The 21,113-nt window shown below is 43.8% G+C and carries 19 protein-coding genes; 4 read left to right on the forward strand and 15 right to left on the reverse strand.

Features of this window, described 5'->3' with window-relative positions; all coding sequences use genetic code 11:
- Nucleotides 1-44: 44 nt before the first annotated feature.
- The 14 genes from L4C38_RS12155 to pilM form a co-directional block, all read right to left on the reverse strand.
- A complete protein-coding gene (locus tag L4C38_RS12155) occupies nt 45-1,259 on the reverse strand; it encodes an aspartate aminotransferase family protein (protein WP_428797825.1) in 1,215 nt (404 codons plus the stop codon).
- A gap of 422 nt (nt 1,260-1,681) precedes the next feature.
- Nucleotides 1,682-2,260, reverse strand: a complete 579-nt coding sequence (locus tag L4C38_RS12160; RefSeq protein ID WP_428797826.1) for an aminodeoxychorismate/anthranilate synthase component II — start codon at nt 2,258-2,260, stop codon at nt 1,682-1,684.
- Between the two features lie 135 nt (nt 2,261-2,395).
- Nucleotides 2,396-3,412 carry a tryptophan--tRNA ligase gene (trpS, locus tag L4C38_RS12165; protein WP_428797827.1) on the reverse strand — a complete coding sequence of 339 codons (1,017 nt, stop codon included), beginning with the start codon at nt 3,410-3,412 and terminating at the stop codon, nt 2,396-2,398.
- A gap of 245 nt (nt 3,413-3,657) precedes the next feature.
- Nucleotides 3,658-4,338 carry a phosphoglycolate phosphatase gene (locus tag L4C38_RS12170; RefSeq protein WP_428797828.1) on the reverse strand — a complete coding sequence of 227 codons (681 nt, stop codon included), beginning with the start codon at nt 4,336-4,338 and terminating at the stop codon, nt 3,658-3,660.
- A 9-nt stretch (nt 4,339-4,347) separates the two neighbouring features.
- On the reverse strand, nt 4,348-5,019 hold the full coding sequence (gene rpe, locus L4C38_RS12175; RefSeq protein ID WP_428797829.1) for a ribulose-phosphate 3-epimerase: 672 nt from the start codon (nt 5,017-5,019) through the stop codon (nt 4,348-4,350).
- A gap of 100 nt (nt 5,020-5,119) precedes the next feature.
- The gene (locus L4C38_RS12180) at nt 5,120-5,944 is read right to left on the reverse strand and encodes a Dam family site-specific DNA-(adenine-N6)-methyltransferase (RefSeq protein ID WP_428797830.1); all 825 of its coding nucleotides are present in this window, start codon (nt 5,942-5,944) and stop codon (nt 5,120-5,122) included.
- Between the two features lie 133 nt (nt 5,945-6,077).
- Nucleotides 6,078-7,514 (reverse strand): SPOR domain-containing protein, encoded by a 1,437-nt coding sequence (locus tag L4C38_RS12185; protein ID WP_428797831.1) that lies wholly within the window; start codon nt 7,512-7,514, stop codon nt 6,078-6,080.
- A 33-nt stretch (nt 7,515-7,547) separates the two neighbouring features.
- Nucleotides 7,548-8,636, reverse strand: a complete 1,089-nt coding sequence (aroB, locus tag L4C38_RS12190; protein WP_428797832.1) for a 3-dehydroquinate synthase — start codon at nt 8,634-8,636, stop codon at nt 7,548-7,550.
- A gap of 30 nt (nt 8,637-8,666) precedes the next feature.
- Nucleotides 8,667-9,185 carry a shikimate kinase AroK gene (gene aroK, locus L4C38_RS12195; protein WP_428797833.1) on the reverse strand — a complete coding sequence of 173 codons (519 nt, stop codon included), beginning with the start codon at nt 9,183-9,185 and terminating at the stop codon, nt 8,667-8,669.
- Nucleotides 9,186-9,349: 164 nt separating this feature from the next.
- Entirely contained in the window at nt 9,350-11,086 is a 1,737-nt protein-coding gene (locus L4C38_RS12200) for a type IV pilus secretin PilQ (RefSeq protein WP_428797834.1), read from the reverse strand.
- Nucleotides 11,087-11,109: 23 nt separating this feature from the next.
- A complete protein-coding gene (locus tag L4C38_RS12205) occupies nt 11,110-11,622 on the reverse strand; it encodes a pilus assembly protein PilP (protein WP_428797835.1) in 513 nt (170 codons plus the stop codon).
- Nucleotides 11,615-12,205, reverse strand: coding sequence for a type IV pilus inner membrane component PilO (locus L4C38_RS12210; RefSeq protein ID WP_428797836.1), 591 nt, complete (start codon nt 12,203-12,205; stop codon nt 11,615-11,617). The genes L4C38_RS12205 and L4C38_RS12210 overlap by 8 nt, the downstream gene beginning before the upstream one ends.
- Nucleotides 12,198-12,776 carry a PilN domain-containing protein gene (locus tag L4C38_RS12215; RefSeq protein WP_428797837.1) on the reverse strand — a complete coding sequence of 193 codons (579 nt, stop codon included), beginning with the start codon at nt 12,774-12,776 and terminating at the stop codon, nt 12,198-12,200. The genes L4C38_RS12210 and L4C38_RS12215 overlap by 8 nt, the downstream gene beginning before the upstream one ends.
- Entirely contained in the window at nt 12,760-13,764 is a 1,005-nt protein-coding gene (pilM, locus tag L4C38_RS12220) for a type IV pilus assembly protein PilM (protein WP_428797838.1), read from the reverse strand. Before pilM ends, L4C38_RS12215 begins: the two co-directional genes overlap by 17 nt.
- A gap of 141 nt (nt 13,765-13,905) precedes the next feature.
- Between pilM and L4C38_RS12225 the strand changes: the two genes are divergently transcribed.
- Complete coding sequence (locus L4C38_RS12225; protein WP_428797839.1) at nt 13,906-16,422, forward strand: penicillin-binding protein 1A; 2,517 nt, start codon at nt 13,906-13,908, stop codon at nt 16,420-16,422.
- Between the two features lie 108 nt (nt 16,423-16,530).
- On the opposite strand, the gene oxyR is transcribed toward L4C38_RS12225, so the two are convergent.
- Nucleotides 16,531-17,421, reverse strand: a complete 891-nt coding sequence (gene oxyR / locus L4C38_RS12230) for a DNA-binding transcriptional regulator OxyR (protein ID WP_428797840.1) — start codon at nt 17,419-17,421, stop codon at nt 16,531-16,533.
- A gap of 165 nt (nt 17,422-17,586) precedes the next feature.
- Between oxyR and L4C38_RS12235 the strand changes: the two genes are divergently transcribed.
- The 3 genes from L4C38_RS12235 (at nt 17,587) to L4C38_RS12245 (ending at nt 20,819) form a co-directional block, all read left to right on the forward strand.
- Nucleotides 17,587-18,315, forward strand: coding sequence for a glutathione peroxidase (locus L4C38_RS12235; RefSeq protein ID WP_428797841.1), 729 nt, complete (start codon nt 17,587-17,589; stop codon nt 18,313-18,315).
- 221 nt (nt 18,316-18,536) lie between these two features.
- Nucleotides 18,537-20,009 (forward strand): dihydrolipoyl dehydrogenase, encoded by a 1,473-nt coding sequence (locus L4C38_RS12240; protein ID WP_428797842.1) that lies wholly within the window; start codon nt 18,537-18,539, stop codon nt 20,007-20,009.
- Between the two features lie 561 nt (nt 20,010-20,570).
- Complete coding sequence (locus tag L4C38_RS12245; RefSeq protein ID WP_428797843.1) at nt 20,571-20,819, forward strand: DUF3624 domain-containing protein; 249 nt, start codon at nt 20,571-20,573, stop codon at nt 20,817-20,819.
- Nucleotides 20,820-21,113: the final 294 nt, after the last annotated feature.

Here is a 21,113-nt window from a genome sequence, read left to right on the forward strand (position 1 = left end):
ACCTTTCTTACTAGGCTGATCTCTCGCGCGCTTAACTGCGCTTGTTATGCCACTAAAGAAGCTATGGCTTTGTCTAATTTTTCCAATCCTTGCTCTATATCTTGCTTATTGATCACTAATGATGGCGCAAAACGAACGACGTCTGCACTAGCGACCAATACCATCAAACCTTGTTCACCTGCAGCCAAAAGTACATCGCGAGCTCTGCCTTGCCAATCTTCATTCAGGGCAGCACCAAGCAGCAAGCCTTTACCACGAATTTCGCTAAAGATTTGATACTTAGCATTGATTTTATTCAAACCATCACGGAACAGTACTTCTCGCTCTCTCACTCCAGCTAGAGTTTGTGGATCACTGACAATATCAACTACCGCTTCTGCGACTGCGCAAGCTAGTGGGTTACCACCATAAGTTGAACCATGAGTACCTACTTTTAAATGCCCAGCCAATACACTTGTAGTGAGCATCGCACCAATAGGGAAGCCACCGCCGAGTGACTTAGCGGTGCTAAGAATATCAGGTGTAATACCTAAACCTTGATAAGCATAGAATTGCCCAGTTCGTCCGTTACCCGTCTGCACTTCATCAAAAATCAGTAACGCATTATGCTTGTCACACAGCTCTCGCACTGTTTGCACAAATTCTTCTGTCGGCAGAATGATGCCACCTTCGCCTTGCAGAGGTTCCATCATAATGGCGCAAGTACGATCGGATATATGTTCGCGCAATGCCTCTACATCATTATATTCAAGGTGAGTCACATTACCGGGTTTAGGTCCGAAGCCATCTGAATAAGCCTCTTGTCCACCAACCGTAACGGTAAAAAAAGTACGACCGTGAAAACCTTGTTTAAATGCGATAATTTCAGATTTCTCTATGCCATACACATCCGCGGCATACCGACGCGCCAGCTTAAGTGCTGCTTCATTGGCTTCTGCACCAGAATTAGCAAAGAAGACTTTGTCAGCAAAGCAAAGTTCAGTGAGTTTTTTCGCCAAACGCAGAGCTGGCTCATTGGTCATCACATTACTCAGATGCCATAGCTTTTGACCTTGCTCGATGAGTGCTTTCACCATCGCTGGATGGCAATGCCCTAAACAGCTGACAGCAATACCACCGGCAAAATCAATATATTCGTTTCCAGCACTATCCCAAACACGTGAACCTTCACCTTTAACCGGGATCATTTCCATTGGGCTATAACAAGGCACCATCACCTCATCAAATAGTCCACGTTCTACCTTCATTTCTATCGCCATCGCACATTCCCTCTCGATACCGCATGCCAATGCAGGTTCTGTATCCTTACCTTGCTCTGATTACTATTAATAAGTATAGAAACAAATTTTTGTATTATGTATCCACTGACACGGCATTGTATTTACATTTAATTAACTATTTCAATAGTATTTTATGCTGATTAAGCCCTATGGGAAAATCAAACAAATATAACAATGACTATTTATGCACCATAAGCATAATTTTATGAAGCGTTTTTTACTTAACTCAGCCATAAGCTAGGCTTTTAGTAGTCGAAATAAAGCGCCATTGCTAAATTGCGTTGAGTAAACGAATAGTTTTGCAAATGAGGAAATTACAACAAATGTAACTTAAATGTTAAGAATGGTGATCTGTATCTGAACTTCAGTACGGCGAAAAGCCGCACTGAGAAATTAACTGACTAACGCGAAAGGAAGTTGGCGAGTAATAGATGCCCTTGCTCAGTCTTAATCGACTCAGGATGGAATTGCACAGCATCAATTGGCAAGGTCTTGTGCTGATAGCCCATGACCTCATCCATCGAACCATCTTCAAACTCTGTCCATGCGGTAAGCTCAAAGCACTGAGGAAGGCTATCTTTCTTGACGATAAGTGAATGATAGCGGGTGACGGTTAAAGGATTATTCAAGCCTTTAAATACACTCATGCCAGTATGGCGAATTGGCGACGTTTTACCATGCATGACTCGACGAGCACGTACAACTTCCCCACCAAAGACCTGAGCGATGGCTTGGTGCCCCAAACAAACACCGAGAATAGGTAACTTACCAGCGAAGTGCTCTATAACTTCAAGTGTAATACCAGCTTCGTTCGGCGTGCACGGTCCTGGAGAGATCACTAAGTGAGTGGGCTCTAAAGCTTCAATGCCCTCAATATCAATCTGATCATTACGTACTACCTGAACTTCTGCACCCAATTCGCAAAAGTATTGGTAAAGGTTATAGGTAAACGAATCGTAGTTATCAATGATTAGTAACATGACGGATAAACAGCTCAATAATCAATCTTACTCGGGGCGAGTATTGTGCAATAGTGCACCACAAAGGCAAGTAAAAAGTGCCTCTTCAAAAAAATAAGGCCAGCAAATTGCTGACCTTATTTAATCTTTCAGCGCTTATGGGCGAGTAACAAAACCGACAGCTTTGTACACTTCTTTTAGTGTTACCGCTGCACGAGCAGAAGCTTTTTCTGCGCCTTGCTTCATCACTTGGTCCATATAGGCGCGATCAGCACGAACACGGTGGTATTCAGCTTGAATTGGTTCAAGCATTGCAACTAACGCCTCACCAACATCTTTCTTAAATGGACCGTACATTTCAACGCCTTGGTATTTTGCTTCAATCTCTTCAAAGCTCATATTAGTCGCGGCAGAGTACAGACCCATTAAGTTAGATATGCCCGCTTTATTGTCCCAATCATTGGCAATACGTGCAGGTGTTTCAGCATCTGTTTGCGCCTTATTGATCTTTTTGATGATCGATTTTGGGTCTTCAAGCAGAGTAATCACGTTCTTACGATTGTCATCTGACTTAGACATCTTCTTCGTCGCATCCTGAAGGCTCATTACACGCGCATTCACCGTTGGAATGTAAGGCTCAGGAATAGTGAAGATTGGGCTCTCTGGAGAGTAGACGTTATTGAAACGAGTCGCGATATCGCGCGCTAATTCTAAGTGTTGCTTCTGATCGTTACCAACCGGCACTTGGTGTGCACCGTATAACAGAATATCCGCCGCCATCAGTACCGGGTAAGCAAATAGACCGGCATTGATATCATTCGCGTAACGCGCAGACTTGTCTTTAAACTGAGTCATACGGCTCAGCTCACCCATTTGGGTGTAGCAATTAAGAAGCCAACCAAGTTGAGCGTGCTCTGGTACATGTGACTGAACAAATAACGTGCTCTTCTGTGGGTCAACACCAACTGCCAGACAGATTGCTAATGCGTCTAGCGTTGCTTCATGCAGCGCTTTCGGGTCTTGACGAACCGTAATAGCATGAAGGTCAACTACGCAATATTGGCAATCATAATCATCTTGCATCTGCTGCCATTGACGTAGAGCACCCAAGTAGTTACCGATACTAAGTTCACCTGACGGTTGAACACCACTCAATACGATGGGTTTGCTCATGGGAATAATTCCTTTGACTTCTTAATTGAATAAATTGGGTAAACCGCAATGTGTTACTCCTCAAACTTAGGAATACTGTAACAAGGCGACTAGCAAACGAACCCCAGCTCCCAATGAGCATAGATAAACTATGTAATTAGGGTGAGGCGTGCAGTCAACGCAGCTACGGCGTTCAGAAAGCAGAGAAAATGCGGTTTTCCAGTTTACTCATTTTGATGACTATTTTGCTAGTGATTTTATTTCAATCAAGCAGAAACCGTCACAACATCAAGTAATTCTGCGATATTATCCGCGACAAAATCAGGCGCGCTCGCGGAAATTGGCTCACCATGGTTATAACCATAGGTAAGACCAAATGAACGACAACCAGCATTCTTTGCCGCCAAAATATCGTTCTTAGAATCACCAACCATCAGCATTTCACCTGCGGTACAGGCGTGCTTTTCCAGCAGCCAGTTCAGCGCTACGGGGTTGGGCTTACGCTCAGGGAAAGCATCACCACCCAACACATCAACAAAGTATTTTGCGATATCGTGTTGTGCCAAGATCTCTGGCACAAATTTAGATGGTTTGTTGGTCACCAAAGCTAATGTAAAACCTGCTTGTTGCAGCTCAGCCAAGGTTTCTTTTACCGCAGGGTATAGGTGAGTCAACTTGTGACCACTTTGCTCGTAGTAATCATCAAACAACTCTCGACCTTTAGCGAGTAGCTCTGGGCTAAATTCAGGGTCGATGGTTAAGCTTTGACTTAATGCGCGACCAATTAATACATCGGCGCCATTACCAACGTAATCACGTACTTGCTCTTCATTTACACCAGAAAAACCAAGCGCTTTTACTGCTTGATCAGCTGCAACCGCTAAATCCGGTACGCTATCGAGTAACGTACCGTCAAGATCAAACGCAATCAGTTTAAGTTCTTTCAACGCTCTGCCCTATTTTACTTTCGCTAATTCAGCGCGCATTTCGTCAATCGCTGTTTTGTAGTCTGATTGACTAAAAATAGCTGAACCGGCAACAAACATATCCGCACCCGCTTCAGCGATTTCTCGAATGTTTTCCGCTTTTACACCACCATCGATTTCAAGGCGAATATCACGACCCGATTCATCAATCATCTTACGAACAGCGCGCAGTTTATCCAAGGTATTAGGAATAAATGATTGTCCACCAAATCCAGGATTCACGGACATCAATAAAATCATGTCAACTTTATCCATAATGTATTCTAGGTGAGCAAGTGGGGTTGCAGGGTTAAGTACAACACCCGCTTTACAACCGTGTTCTTTGATTAGCTGTAATGTACGATCGACGTGATCAGACGCTTCAATATGGAAGGTAATCATCGATGCGCCTGCTTTAGCAAAATCAGGAACAATGCGATCAACAGGCTTTACCATTAGGTGTACATCGATAGGGGCTGTGATGCCATAATCACGTAACGCTTTACACACTGGAGCACCAAAAGTCAGGTTTGGCACATAGTGGTTGTCCATAACATCGAAGTGCACAACATCAGCACCGGCTGCAAGAACCTTTTCTACGTCTTCACCAAGACGAGCAAAATCTGCAGACAGAATCGACGGAGCGATAAGGAAATCTTTCATACCTGACCTCAAAAAGTAAATAGGCTTCATTGCGTAAATTTGGCGCAATTCTACCTAAGCAGTCAGGCATATGATAGTGGCTGATTAAGAAATGTGTGCTTTAGACCTTGTTTGAATTAAACAAGGCAAGTAGCTCATCAACTTTGTTGCGTCCTGCACCATTACGGCTAATCGTGCGTTTTACTTTGACCACATTCAATTCAGCACCGTGATAGAGACGACGGGTTAAGGTTGTATCGTGATTCGAGATCAGAACCGGAATACCACGCTGATTCGCCGCCGTTTCGGCGATATTGGCTAAATCAGCTTGATCATCAAGTGAGAAACCATTCCCCGCATAAGAAGTAAAGTTTGCGGTGGTTGAAAGCGGTGCATATGGTGGATCACAGTACACTACACAGCCTTTACGGGCGCGTTTGAATGTCTCTTGATAGCCTTCACAGACAAAAGTCGCTCTCTTCGCTTTTTCAGCAAAAAACTCCAACTCTTTTTCAGGGAAGTAAGGCTTTTTGTACGAACCAAATGGTACGTTAAAGCCACCTTTTTTGTTGTAACGGCATAAGCCATTAAAACCAAATCGGTTCATATATAGGAATGCGAGCGAGCGATACATCACATCATCAGTTTGATTAAACTGAGATCGAACATCTAAATAGAATTCTTTGCGGTTATTTTCTGCTGTGAACCAACGCTTAGATTCATTGATGTAACTTTGCGGGGCGTCTTTTAGCAGGTTGTAGAGGTTGATCAGATCGGGGTTGATATCTGCTAGTAAGTATTGTTCATAGTCAGTATTAAGAAAAACCGAACCAGCACCAACAAACGGTTCCACCAATTTGCGTGCTTCAGGCAGATGACGCTGAATATCTTCAACTAGACCGTATTTTCCACCAGCCCATTTAAGGAAGGCACGCTGCTTTTTCATCGACTGCTCTATCTATCAACCACAAATTAAGGCTGCGGAATGTAACATATTTAGCGCCATACCCAAAGCAATTGGCTTGGTCAATTGGGCTGAGCGAACAGAAAGTCACTGGTTCCACTCAACCTTTATCATATTAATTACTGCGGGCAATTTCACGCTGTACTTGATTCAACGATTTAGCCCAAGGATCGAGCTTTTGCAGTGACTCCGGTAATTGGGTAACCGCATCACGTGCGACTTGAATCGTTGGGTAGTTATCGTAGGCAATAATAAACCACTCTACGCCATCACGCGTGGCTGGATAAACAAGCGCTTTGTCATTCAACTCATAGCGGTTTAGGAAATTTTGTACCTCAAGACGGCTGCGAACCGCTGCCAATTGCAAGGTGTAGCTACGTCCTGAGTAACTGTTCAATTCATCTTTGGCAAACTCGAAAGTGATTGGTGTTAAGACGTTTACACTTGATTCAATCGGGATCTGCTGTCGTGTGTCATCAACGATTTTTTCAATTTCGGTGGTATCAACTTTTTCAGCTTCATTTTCCAACAACGCATCAACCACTTCAGAGGTGATGACAACACGTTGAGAGTTATCCTCAATCACCCCCACACTAGCAGGAGCATCGGTCACTTCCGGTGGCAGTGCATTAGAATCATCTTCAACATCTTCAATCACAATGTGACCACTTGCTGCCGCTTCACTCACCGATGTTTCTGGTTCTTCAAGTGTTGCAATCGCTGTCTGTTCAACATGTTCCGTGATTTGCTTGGCCGTTTCATCCGGAGTTGGCTGATTCATCATCCACCAATAGCCCCCACCAATTAATAGCAAGAACACTAGCACCACAATTGCAATATTAATCGGTGAGCCGATAATTGAGCGAATAACGATCTTTTTTTCCACCTTCTGATCCCCTAGAGCCATGATTTCCCCTGGACGACGCGCAACCGTTCGATACGCATTGCGCACCCTTCTTTCCATGTCATCTTCGACAAAACGCATCACCAATTGTTCAAAGAATCGACCGGCTTCTTGCGAAGTAAGGGGTTCTATTTCTAGCTCAATTGGTTTGATATCTTGCCCGTGGCTTAAACGTCGAAACAGACTGTCGAGGCTTGCAACACGACTAAACAATACAACATTAATTGTCCAACGGCTTTGTTGCTGAGCTCGCACCATCAAGAGCCACAGCTCAGAAATCAGCGACTCACTTAACAAGTGAGCATCATCCACAACAATCGTAATATTGCACGAAGAGTGCTCCATATTACGTGCAAAACTTGTCACCATACTGTCGGCAGGATTAAACAATGGCTCAGATAACACCTGAGTCAAAATCGTCGTACGATGCTGCTCATCAGATTGATTCGGATGACACATCAATAGAGCTTGGTTTTTATCATCCGCCCACGCTTCTAAGTATCGCTGAGCTATCCAAGTTTTACCTGAACCTGGTGCACCTGACACGGTAATGAAGTTGGAAGTAAAGTGAGTTAATAATTGGAGACGTTCCAATAACTCAATCTGTGTGTCTAACTCCAGCACTCTGGATTGATGTGTCAAACTCATAAAATCAACCTAAGATCTTGAGACGTGATGTAATTAAAGTCCACGACCGAAGTCGATCGCTTGCTTAATGACGGCTTCTGGTACGCCTTTAATCACTTCAGCACTACCGATGTCGGTAGGCAAAATTAAACGCAATTCACCCGCTAGCACTTTTTTATCACGCATCATATGTCGCATAAAATCTTCAAAAGACATACTCTCAGGCGTATGCACCGGCAGTTTCGAACGCTTCAATAGTGTGATAATCCGCTCAAGTTGTGCTTGAGTAATATCGCCACGTAATTGCGCTGTCTTTGCCGCCATGACAGTCCCCGCAGACACAGCTTCGCCGTGTAACCAATTGCCGTAGCCAAGTTCAGCTTCAATGGCATGACCAAAGGTATGACCCAAATTCAGCAAAGCACGAATGCCGGATTCTTTCTCATCTTGAGCAACCACTTCCGCCTTGATCTCACAACAGCGTGCAATCGCGTACTTTAATGCTTGTTCATTTAAAGCGTACAAAGCCTCTAAATTCTGCTCTAGCCAAGTAAAAAACTCTGCATCATAAATAATGCCGTACTTAATCACTTCTGCCATACCCGCTGCAAATTCTCGTTCAGGTAAAGACCTTAAACAATCTGTATCGATGATGACAGATTTTGGCTGGTAGAACGCACCGATCATATTCTTACCCAATGGGTGATTCACCGCGGTTTTGCCGCCTACGGACGAATCAACTTGCGATAACAAAGTCGTTGGTATTTGAATAAAATCGACACCGCGTTGATAACAAGATGCAGCAAAACCGACTAAGTCACCAATCACACCACCACCAAGCGCAATGATCACAACATCACGGCTAAAGTTATGCTCAAGAAGATAACTCATAACGGTATTAAAGGTGTCTAGGGTTTTGTATTGCTCGCCATCAGGCAATTGGAGTAACGATGCTTGACAACCTTGCTGTGCCAGCATTGATAGAATTTTGTCAGCGTATAGCGGTGCAACAGTGATATTACTTATCACTACTACTTTTTGCTTCGCAGTTAAGAAGGAAAGGTGGGCCGGATCATTAAATAATCCGGCACCAATTGATATTGGATAGCTACGCTCGCCTAAGCTGACCGTAATCCGTTCCATGGTTATGCTCCAATTCAAGATAAATAATTGTTATCTCTCTTCTAGCATTTTTACGATCTGGTTGGCTACCACTTTTGCACTTTGATCGTCAGTACGTACAGTATAATCCGCAATTTCTACGTATTGCGGGTTGCGATCTTCGGCCAAAGCCTCGAGCACTTCACGCGGTTTATCTGTTTGTAGCAGTGGACGTTTCTTGTCACGGTTCGTGCGTGCAAGTTGTTTTTCGATTGTCGTTTCTAGGTATACAACGATACCGCGAGCAGATAGACGATTTCGGTTTTCTTTGCTCATGATTGAACCACCACCCGTAGCAAGGACGATGCCTTGTTCTTCGGTTAGGTCATTAATCACTTTTTCTTCGCGAGCGCGGAAGCCTTCTTCACCTTCAACATCGAAAACCCAAGCGATATCAGCGCCTGTGCGTTCTTCGATTACGGTGTCCGAGTCAACAAACTCCATATGAAGCTGTTGAGCTAGATGCCTACCAATTGTACTTTTGCCGGCTCCCATTGGGCCAACAAGGAAAATATTGCGTTTCTCAGCCATGTTTTAGCAGTAATTTACAACGTTAATTCAATGACATCGCCACAAGAAGGGACAGCACGGGGCTGACTTAGAAGATGCTTGTGACACCTATTCCTCACAGATGTTTCGTGATCAGACCCGAAATTATCTAGATAAGGTCGCCCTAATGCAAATTTATTTTCCAATTACTGCGCAACTACTTTGGGCGTAACGAAGATTAGCAGCTCACTTTTGCCCATTTTTTGGTAACTTCTACGGAACAAAACACCGAGTAAAGGTATGTCTCCTAACAGTGGTACTTTGTCCACTGTATCCGTCACGCTATGTTGGAAAATTCCACCGAGTACGACTGTCTCTCCATTGTCCACCAGCACTTGAGTACCAATGCGTTGAGTGTTTATCGACACGGCTTCTCCTGTACCTATTTTAACCACTTCTCCAGGCCGATCTTGTGTCACGCTAAGATCAAGAATCAAGCGATTATCTGGGGTAATTTGAGGGGTAACTTTGAGGCTCAATACTGCTTTTTTAAATGCGACCGAAGTCGCTCCACTAGATGAAGATTCAAGGTAAGGAATTTCGGTCCCTTGCTCGATATATGCCGATTTTTTGTTGGTAGTGATCAATCTCGGGCTCGAAATAACCTCAGCTTTTGATTCGCGTTGCAGTGCTGATAACTCCAAATCGAGCAATGTACCTGAGCCTAGTTTCGCCACCTGAAAGGCAATCGTCGAAGAATTTCCTACCGCTGCAGCTAAATTCACATTAAGAAAATCACCAATATCATCCGGTGATATAGCGGCTCGATTGTTTTCATCGGAATCTCCCCCCTGATATAAACCCCGTTCGTAAAAATTCCCCTCGAGAGAGCCTCCAACTTTCCCACCACTTGAATTTAAACTCCATCGAACGCCTAATTCATCCAAGCTGCCTTCGTTTACCGTTACAATGCGCGCTTCAATCTGTACTTGTTTTACTGGGATATCGAGTGAAATCACAATTCCACGCACTACATCAATATTGTTTTTTAAATCCCTGATCAGTAGTGAGTTCGTCCTCTCATCAACGGTAATAGAACCTCGTTCAGACAACATACTCATCGAACCGCCACCATCTATCATGTCAGCAATATCACCGGCATTAGCAAAGTTGACTTTAATGATTTCAGATTTGAGTTCACCTAACTCATCGCCTAAGCGCGCATTTTCCAAACGTTGCTTTTCTCTTTGAGCGAGCTCGACTCTCGGAGCCACTAACAACACATTTCCTTCTGCTCGTTTATCCAATCCTTTTACTTGTAAAATGATATCAAGCACTTGAGGCCAAGGCACACCGTCCAAACGTAAGGTTAAATTGCCTGTGACCGTATCCGACACAACTAGATTAAAATCGTTATACTCGGCAATAAGTTGCAACACATTGCGCACTGGGATGTCTTGAAAATTGATCGAAATCTTCTTGTCAGATTGTTCTAAAATTGACGATTTTTTTGCTGTGTTAGGAGCTTGGGATTGGCTAATTTTTACTTCTAAAACATTTCGATTTAACGAATATCGATAGTCAAATTCGCCTTCAATTTTCGCTAATAATTGCACCTTTCTTACTTGTCTAAATAGCTCAAATGTTTGTACATTAGTCGCAAAATCACGCACATCATATCGCTTCAAGTGATTATTTTTGATGGTGGTATTGAGCAGTTCTACCATCAAACCTTGTGGGGTTTTCTGTAGATTTACCACTATTTGTTCATCATTCAACTCAATAATAATATTGGCGTTACGTTCGCTATCAACTCGAAAATCGACACTTTTAAACTGATTACTCGCCTCTTGAGCTAAACATACAGACGAGAGGAATACATAACTGACAAAAACATTGATTATCGCTATCCATTGCGTGGTTGTTTTAAATCTACTTATCATTACGTTATCTCGATGATTAAAATCTATCTGAGTGCTAGTTTCACGTTACGACGACTCCAACACCCCAACCCATCTGGTAGCGTTTCGTTAACTTGAATATAAGAAGCCGTTACTTTGGCAATGCGACCATTATTCAGGCCCAAATATTGACCCGTGGTGACTTTAACAATGTGCCCATTTGGCATCTGAACCAGCGCAGAGTTATCACCATTTCGACTCATAACGCCTTTTAAACTCAACTTATTCAAAGCAAATTGCTCCAGTTGACCCGTTTTTATTCTTGTTTGTGGTTGCCAGCAATCTAGGCGTTTTTTGGACTGACTCATGACTAAAGCAGCTCTAGGTAATACGAATGGCGACCTTTCCGAATGAGCTTGATAGTCTGCGGTTTCAAGGGCTAGCATCGGGACAGGAACTATCGCCTCAAACTGCGCTTGCTGTTGTGTTTGAGTAATGAAATCATCCAACGAATCTGGGTTCGCACGGCATCCGATCAAAAATGTCGCTACCAACAGTGATGCTATCCATCTAATCATCATCTTCCGCCTCTGGCTTGAATTGATAGGTATAAGCACGCACTTGAAAATGAAGCATGCTGCTTTCTAAACGGGCTCGCCTCCATTCAACATCCATAAAGTTGATCACCCTCGGTAAAGCCGATATCGCTTGAGAGAATCGACCAATATCATCGTAGTCGCCTGTTAGTTCGATATTGAGCGGCAAGCGATATAGAACCCCTTGGCTTTCTTTCGCCCCCCAATCCATGCGAGTAAAGGTGAGGTTATTTTGCAATCCCTTCTCATTGACGGCTGCCAGCATGATTGCTAACTCGTTTTGGACTGGAAATTGTAGGGATAAATGCTCATAACGCTGCCGGATCTTGTCAAGTTGTGTTTGTAACTGTGGCAATGCTGCGGCTTTGTTAGTTTTGATGTGCACGGTTTGTTTTAATATTTGCTCTTGCTGTCGTAATTGACTCAATTCGCTTTGTCGCCCATCGAGATACCACCAATAACCAACCACTTGTAACACTGCAAATAACACGACTAAAACCACGCACTGAGCAGATAACGACCATTGAGCGATATCTCCTACATCAAGCTCGGTATAGTTAGCCACCTTGTGCCTCCTGCATTTTTTCTGCTGCTAGTAGAAAATCAAAAGAGACACTGAACGATTGAAACTTTTCGCCAAAACGCGGCTTATCGTGAACGATGGAATGCATTGCCACTTCATCCAACCAAATAGAGTTTTCAAAGCGCTCAAGCATTGTCGCTAATCGTGATGTGGTATCACTGATCCCAGTAATATTGATTTGTTGGTGGCTCATCTTGATGGTATCGATGTAAACACCTTCAGGAATGAGTGTCGGCAGTAAATTCATCAGCTCCGTGGTCTTATTTCGCTGAATTTGTAATCCTTCAACCACTTTCAAGCGAGTAAGTAATGCTTGATACTCTTTCTCCAATGCTTCCATCTTTTGTATTTTAATATCAAGGCTAGCCATATGAGCTTGCAAGAAAGTTAAACGCTGATGCTGGCTCTGTTTCTGACTCTCGATATAAAACCCTACCCACCACTGAATCGCAGCCGAGATCATCAAGCAGCCAACAATGGACCTAAGGAATCTCTGTTTGTGCGCCTTTCGCTGTTGCTCACGCCAAGGAAGTAAATTAATTCGATGAAGCATGACCTTGCTCCATCCAATCTATCCCTTGAAGCGCCAACCCCATTGCAGAGGCATAACTATAGCCACAAGGAAGTCGCTGATTCTTGTAACGCGGACTCGAAATAAGTAATGAAAGAGGATCAAACAACTCACATTCAACATCGAGACGGCTTGCTAACTCTTCAGCCAGCATCGGCGTATTTGCCCCGCCTCCCGTAAGCCAAATACCTTGAAGTTGTTTTTTATCCATCGTACCTATGAGTTGTAATTGACGCTGAATCCGCTCAACTAGACTATTGATAAAATGCATAGTGGAACAATGATGAGTTGATGCATCGTCCTCAATTGGATGATTTATGATTTCTACACCTATCGGCAATTCTTTACACCATGGCGCTTGTCCGACGAAATCAATAACTAATGAAGATCGCGTGTACCCGACTTCTAATAACAACCAGTTCGAACGATTTTGAATACTTGCAACGGCCTGCCACAAACGAACTAGACCGTGAGCATGAACATCAAGCAGTAGAGGGGTAAAGCCAGCCTTGCGAAAAGCATCGACACGATTGTCGACCACTTCTTTTTTGGTAGCATAAATTTGAATGGGTTCGGTTAATTCTGAAGGATTATTTATGGGAATAGCGCAGTAATCGAGGCAAAGTTCTTCTAGTTCAAAAGGAGTTTGATGAGAAAAAAGCTCAATAATGGCATACTCTTTCTCTTGCACAGATAAATGCTTATCAATCTGTAATACTTTAGAAATAACAGAATTATCAGGTACAGATAATGCGACTTTTCGACTAAAAAGAGGCAAAGCCTTCCTTAGTTCTTTTAGTTTATTTACAATTTGCTGATAATTTAATAGGTGGTTATCGGAGAAAATGCTTTCTTCTATGACTAACTCTCGGAAATCCGTGAGTACAAGAGTGCCTTTCACTGGCTTAATGACAACGGCTTTTATGCTGTAGTGACCAATATCAACTCCAGTGATAAATGATAAACTCATATCTCTGTGCTCCAGGCATCGGTTCCATTTGCGTAAACAGCATCGTTGCCGGGAAAAGCACAATATTAACGCAAGCTAAATTGTTAGCTAAGGTTACAAGGCATAGTGCCTTGACGACCTCAATCAATCAGGGAATATCCGGTGAAGTTCATAAAGCGATTGCTCATTTTCACATTGGTTTGCATGATTCTTGGAGTGGGTACAATTTTCGGTTTCTACCTCTATGTGAAACCAGAACTACCAGACGTAGCAACTTTGCGAGACGTTAAACTTCAAACCCCTATGCAGGTCTATAGCCAAGATGGCAAATTGATTTCGCAGTTTGGTGAAAAACGCCGTATCCCGGTAAAGTACGATGACATTCCCAATCATTTAATCGAAGCTCTGATTGCTACCGAAGATAGTCGTTTCTACGACCATTACGGCATCGATCCTATTGGTATCACACGTGCTGCGATTGTTGTCGCTATGTCTGGTTCAGCCAAGCAAGGGGCAAGTACGATTACTCAACAGCTTGCGCGTAACTTCTTCTTGTCGAATGAAAAGAAGATCATGCGTAAGATTAAAGAAATTTTTATTGCTATCCACATCGAGCAGCTTTTAAGTAAGTCTGAAATCATGGAGCTTTATGTCAATAAAATCTTTCTCGGTCACCGCTCTTACGGGTTTGGTGCCGCTGCTCGTGTCTATTTTGGAAGAGACCTTAATCAGCTCACTTTGAGTGAATTAGCAACGCTTGCAGGTATGCCTAAAGCCCCATCAACTATGAACCCGATCTATTCAATTACGCGCGCGACTAATCGCCGTAATGTGGTTTTGGCTCGTATGTTGAGCGAGAAATACATCACCCAACAAGAATATGATGAAGCCCGTGCAGAAACACTTATATCACGCTACCACGGCGCTGAAATCGCGTTAAGTGCACCTTATGTGGCCGAACTTGCACGAGCTTGGATGGTTGAACGCTACGGTGAAGATGCTTATACCTCAGGCATGAGTGTCTACACCACGGTTAACTCAAAACTGCAAAAAGCAGCCAACGATGCAGCAATCAACAATTTGTTTGCATACGACGAGCGCCATGGCTACCGCGGTGCAGAAAAAATACTTTGGAAACCTAAAGCTGCACCAATGCCGGCGGAAGATATCGCGAAAACACTGCGCAATGTACCAAGCTATGGTGAATTAACACCTGCTGTTGTAACCGCTGTTGACGCTAAATCAGCAACGGTAACGATTAAAAACAACGGTGACGCGAAGCTTGATTGGGATGGCATAAAATGGGCTCGTCAGTTCCGTACCGATAAACGCCAAGGTTCTGCACCGAAGAAAGCGACAGATGTGCTCAACGTTGGTGAGCAAATTTGGGTGCGCGAAGTCGCAATCCAGCAAGATGAAGGCGAAGTGGTATACCACTGGCAACTAAGCCAAGTACCAAACGCGAACACTGCGTTTGTAGCGATGAACCCAGAAAATGGCGCAGTCATATCTCTGGTTGGTGGTTTTAACTTTGTGCACAACAAATTCAACCGAGCGACTCAATCGGTGCGCCAGGTAGGTTCAAGTATCAAGCCGTTTATCTATTCAGCGGCCATCGATGAAGGCTTGACGCTGGCAACGTTAATTAACGATGCCCCTATTAATCAATGGGATCAAAGCCAAGGCACAGCATGGCGTCCAAAGAACTCTCCACCAACCTATGTTGGACCTACACGTCTCCGTATCGGTCTTGCTCAATCTAAAAACGTCATGGCGGTACGTGTACTACGTGAAGTAGGCTTAGACGCAACACGTGAATATCTAACGCGGTTTGGTTTTGCTATTGAGGATGTTCCACGCTCTGAAACCATAGCTTTAGGGGCTGGTAGCTTAACACCAATCAAAATGGCTCAAGGCTACTCTGTCTTTGCCAACGGTGGTTACTATGTAGAGCCATTCTACATCGATAAAATCGAAGACCCTTATGGTGAGATTGAGTTTGAGGCATCACCAAAAACCATTTGCCAGCAAAATTGCCCAGCAACAGCAACCGCTGATAATGAGTTCAATGAACAAGATGTCACAGCAGAAAGCCTTGAAGAGCCACAATATGCTCCACAAGTTATTTCAGAACAAAGTGCATTCCTAGTTCGTGAAATGATGTACAGCAATATTTGGGGTGGTGGTAGCTGGCGTGATGGTACTGGCTGGAACGGTACAGGTTGGCGTGCTCAGAAACTTAAACGTCGTGATATTGGTGGTAAAACCGGTACAACAAACGATTCCAAAGACGCTTGGTATAATGGTTACGGTCCAGGAGTTGTCGCCATTGCATGGGTTGGCTTTGATGATCATAGCCGCAAACTCGGTAGAACAACACGCAATAGTAATTTAGGCAAAGATCAAATCACTGGCGCAGAAGCAGGAGCGAAAACCGCGGAACCAGCTTGGGTCGATTTTATGCACACCGCATTGTCACTTAATGCAGAGCAAGAAAAGCACATCCCACAAGGAATTGTGCGGATTCGAATTGATCGCGATTCAGGTTTGCTCACCGATAAATTTGATGGCAGCTCAATGTTTGAATATTTCCGTGAAGGGCATGAACCAACGGAGTACGTCTCAGATGAATTGACCGATACCATCTATACGACTGACGAAAGTGAAGAACTGTTCTAGTCTGATGGTCGCGACATATAAGTCGAAAAATAAAAGAGGTTGGCAAATGCCAACCTCTTTCTCTATCTATCATAATAAAGCACCAAGCTTCTAAGCGAAACTTCTGAACTAATATGATTCAAGCTGCTGCTGAATGGTTTGTGCTAGTTGTTCGAAGCGCGCTCGAAATGGTGAGCCCGGACGATACGCCACAACGATGCTGCGTGTCGGTTCAGGGTTAACCGCGCGTAAATAGCACACACCATCTTTGTTTCTTTCTTTTGGTAAAGCAAGTTTCGGCAACAAAGTGATCCCCGCCCCCGCAGCAACCATGTTGCGTAGCGTTTCGAGACTGGTTGCTTTAAAGCGTTCATCGTCTTTCGCCCCCGCAGCAAAGCAAAAGCCTAAGGCTTGATCGCGTAAACAATGCCCATCACCCAATGCTAAAACCGTGCGACCATTAAGCTCCAACATATCCACTTCATCAAGCTTTGCCCATTCATGCTCACAAGGCACGGCAACACTCAGTGGTTCACTGTAAACTTCAATCTCTTTAAATTGCGCGGTCTCAGCAACAGAGGCCAACACTAAACAATCAAGCTTACCTTCTTCTAACTGGCGCACCAATTGTTGGGTCTGTGCTTCATGCAGAAACAACTCCAAATCAGGAAACTGTTCTTTAAGCTTAGGTATGATACGCGGCAAAAGATAAGGACCAACCGTAGGGATAAAACCAATATGCATCGGTCCTGTCATTGCACCACTTTGATCGCTCGCCATATCCCGAAAAAGCTTAACCTCACTCAGAATTTTCTTCGCTTGTTCAACCAACTGCAAACCAGCATCGGTGAATAAAACACGCCGGCTACTACGCTCTAACAACGATGTACCCAATTCATCTTCTAACTTACGTATTTGACCACTTAAGGTTGGTTGGCTAACAAAACATGCTTCTGCGGCTTTACGAAAGTGATTGTGCTCCGCTAACGCAACGAGGTACTCAAAATCACGAATATTCATAACCCAATTCCTTCCCGAACCCATCAATAGGATAAATCTATCAAAACCATAGCACCAAACGATTAGAGCTATCAAAGTTTTTTTTTAATAATGAGCTCAACAAAACGAAACAGAGCAGAAAAAAAGATTAAGCTCTTACCGAATTATATTGAAAAGGAAACAATCATGTTTGCATCAAAAGAAGGTCAAGCGGTACCACAAGTTACTTTCCCTACTCGCCAAGGTGATGCTTGGGTTAACGTAACCACTGATGAACTATTCAAAAACAAAACGGTTATCGTATTTAGCTTACCAGGTGCGTTCACACCAACGTGTTCGTCTAGCCACCTACCTCGTTACAACGAGCTGTATTCAGTTTTTAAAGACAACGGTGTAGATGACATCCTATGTGTTTCTGTAAACGACACGTTTGTAATGAACGCTTGGAAAGCGGACCAAGAAGCAGAAAATATCACATTCATTCCTGATGGTAACGGCGATTTCACTGATGGCATGGGTATGCTAGTTGAGAAAAATGATATCGGTTTTGGCAAGCGCTCATGGCGTTACAGCATGCTAGTGAAAAACGGCGTGGTCGAGAAAATGTTTATTGAAGAAGATGTACCAGGTGACCCGTTCAAAGTGTCTGACGCTGATACAATGCTTAACCACATTGCGCCAGGACATAAAGAACAAGAGTCCATCACTATCTTCACTAAACCTGGTTGCCCTTTCTGTATGAAGGCGAAGCAGAACCTTATCGACAAAGGTCTGAACTACGAAGAAGTGGTACTAGGTAAAGATGCAACCACAGTAAGCCTACGTGCAATTTCTGGTCGCACGACAGTTCCTCAAGTATTCATCGGCGGTAAACACATCGGTGGCAGCGAAGAACTAGAAGCATTCCTAGGCTAACTCACCTAGCCAGATAGGTCGGCTAACCAGCCTTCAAACTTCAAGCCTATCGTCTCCCGACACCTATAGGGTTCGGGAGACTTCTTTAAAAACACAAATACCAATCTAGATAAGTAGCAATCCTTATCGAAGGGTTTCTATTTATCTAGATTTATACCAAATAAAGATTCACCGACACGTTCAACTAAGCGTTTGGTGAGAATAGAAAACGAGAATCCATTATGAAACAGTTAATTGTTGATGTTGCCGTTATCGGTGGTGGTACGGCTGGTCTTGGCGCATACCGCGCAGCAAAAGCTCATGCTGACAATGTAGTGATCATTGAAGGTGGTCCTTACGGTACAACCTGTGCTCGAGTAGGTTGTATGCCATCTAAATTACTGATTGCGGCCGCTGAAAGCGTTCACCAAATTGAGAAAGCTCCGGGCTTTGGTGTTTACCCTCAAGGTGACATTAAGATCAATGGTCGCGAGGTAATGGATCGTATCAAGCGTGAACGAGATCGCTTTGTTGGTTTTGTTCTAGAAGGTGTCGATGAAATCCCTGCTGAAGACAAAGTCTCAGGCTATGCAAAATTCATCGATAACAACACACTTTTGGTGGATGACCATACTGAAATCAAAGCTAACCGTATTGTGATTGCTACTGGTTCTCGCCCAGCTTACCCTGCTGTGTGGAATGAACTTGGTGATCGACTCGTGATCAACGATGACGTGTTTGATTGGGATGACCTCCCGGAATCAGTTGCGGTATTTGGTCCCGGCGTCATTGGTTTAGAGCTAGGACAAGCGCTGCACCGCTTAGGCGTAAAAGTAAAGGTATTTGGTTTAGGTGGTCAAGTTGGTCCACTCACTGACCCTGACGTGATGGCTTACGCCACCAAAGCCTTCCAAGAAGAGTTTTACCTAGACCCGAATGTTCAGGTTGAAAGTATGAAACGTATCTCTTCACCTAAGCAAAATGATCAAGACAAAGTTGAGATTCAATTTATTAACCATGATGGTAAGCTCGAAATTTTCACGGTTGATTACGTACTGGCTGCAACTGGGCGTCGTCCTAATGTCGATAAATTGGCAATTGAGAACACTTCGCTAGTATTAGATGAACGTGGTGTTCCAACTGCGGATTACTACACACTGCAAACATCTGTGCCTAGTATCTTTATTGCGGGTGACGCAAGTAACCAAATACCGTTGCTGCACGAAGCGGCTGATCAAGCACGTATCGCGGGTGACAATGCTGGGCGTTTCCCTGACATTCGCGCAGGTCTACGTCGCTCTGTTATTTCAGCGGTATTCTCTGACCCACAAATTGCGATGGTGGGGGAAACACGTAAACAATTGGAAACTCGTTTAGGCAGCTGTGGGTGTTTCGCCATTGGTGAAGTTTCTTTTGAAAACCAAGGTCGCTCACGAGTAATGCTGCGCAACAAAGGCTTGTTGCATGTCTACGGTGAGCAAGGAACAGGACGTTTTCTAGGTGCGGAAATGATGGGACCAAATGCAGAGCATTTAGCACACCTATTAGCTTGGGCGCACCAAAGCAAGATGACCATCTCCGAAATGCTCGATATGCCCTTCTATCACCCAGTGATTGAAGAAGGCGTGCGTACTGCGCTACGTGACTTGAATGCCAAATTACATTTAGGTCCAGAAGTGATTAAGCACTGTCTAGATTGCGGTCCTGGTTGTTAATCCTCGCCACTCACTTTTATCACAAATATGACAAAGCCTCGCAATGCGAGGCTTTGTCATATTTGATGAGCTATAGCATGCAGGTCAACAACGCTGAGGCTTCAATTAAGCAGGGAATTTAGTGCATTGCATGAAGGCTAACTAATATAATCGCCGTAGCCCCAATGACAAACCAGCTTGAGCCCATCACTAGTGCTGTTTTCAATTCTGTACTCACTTTACTTCTCCTCACTCTATCCCGCTAATTAGCGAGCAAGCTTATTTTGATTATTTTGATTATTTTTGAAGCAAGTAAAGTACACCACCAGCGTGCTACTATTTATTTGTGAATATTATTTTCCATTTTTGATCATCCTCAAGTTGCATGCTTTTATAGCCAAGAAACTTGAAGATACAGGTAGGCGGCAAGTAAGAAAGTCCCCTGAGCATAGGTGAATATATGATTGGGGCGCACGAACACAGCCAACACCGCTGCAACTTCAAGTATGACGGGTATATATTAACCATCTAGTCGAAGATGCATTACAATAAGTGCCCCTACTCTCTCTGTAATCAGAAAATATGAGCTGTTCTACTTGCCAACAAAACTGGTTTTGGAAAAAGATTGGTCGCTGCATGCGCTGTGTCTATCAATTGACAGCTTTGTCGCTCATCAGCGCAGCAATCTGGTGGCTGGTATTTCGAGACAATCCGAAAAGCATTGAATCGATCGCCCTACTTACTGCAATCATAGCCTTCAGTGGCTTACTAGCCGTGCATTTGTGGATGCGCTGGATCGTCATTCCCCTTAAGTCGGGCAAAAGGAAATAGCCTACGACACGGTTGGTGCAAATAATAAGGTTTTCGAGTACGGCTCAACAACGCTGTGGTTTCAATTAGGCAGAGGAGTGTATATGTCCCGCTTATAAGTCCGGCGCTTTTCTTTCCCCTTTACACAAGCGGTCCAATAACTCTTTGCTACGCCAAAGAGTCATCAGAAAGGCGCTTTGTCTTGATGCTGTAGTTCGGTCGGTTTTAGGCGTTCCCGACACCGAAAACCTAAAAATTCGTCCTGAATTTTTACCTAGTGTGTTACTCATCTTTGCGTATTTTTAAACGCTTGAT

Source organism: Vibrio kasasachensis (assembly GCF_050337565.1).
GTDB lineage: Bacteria > Pseudomonadota > Gammaproteobacteria > Enterobacterales > Vibrionaceae > Vibrio > Vibrio kasasachensis.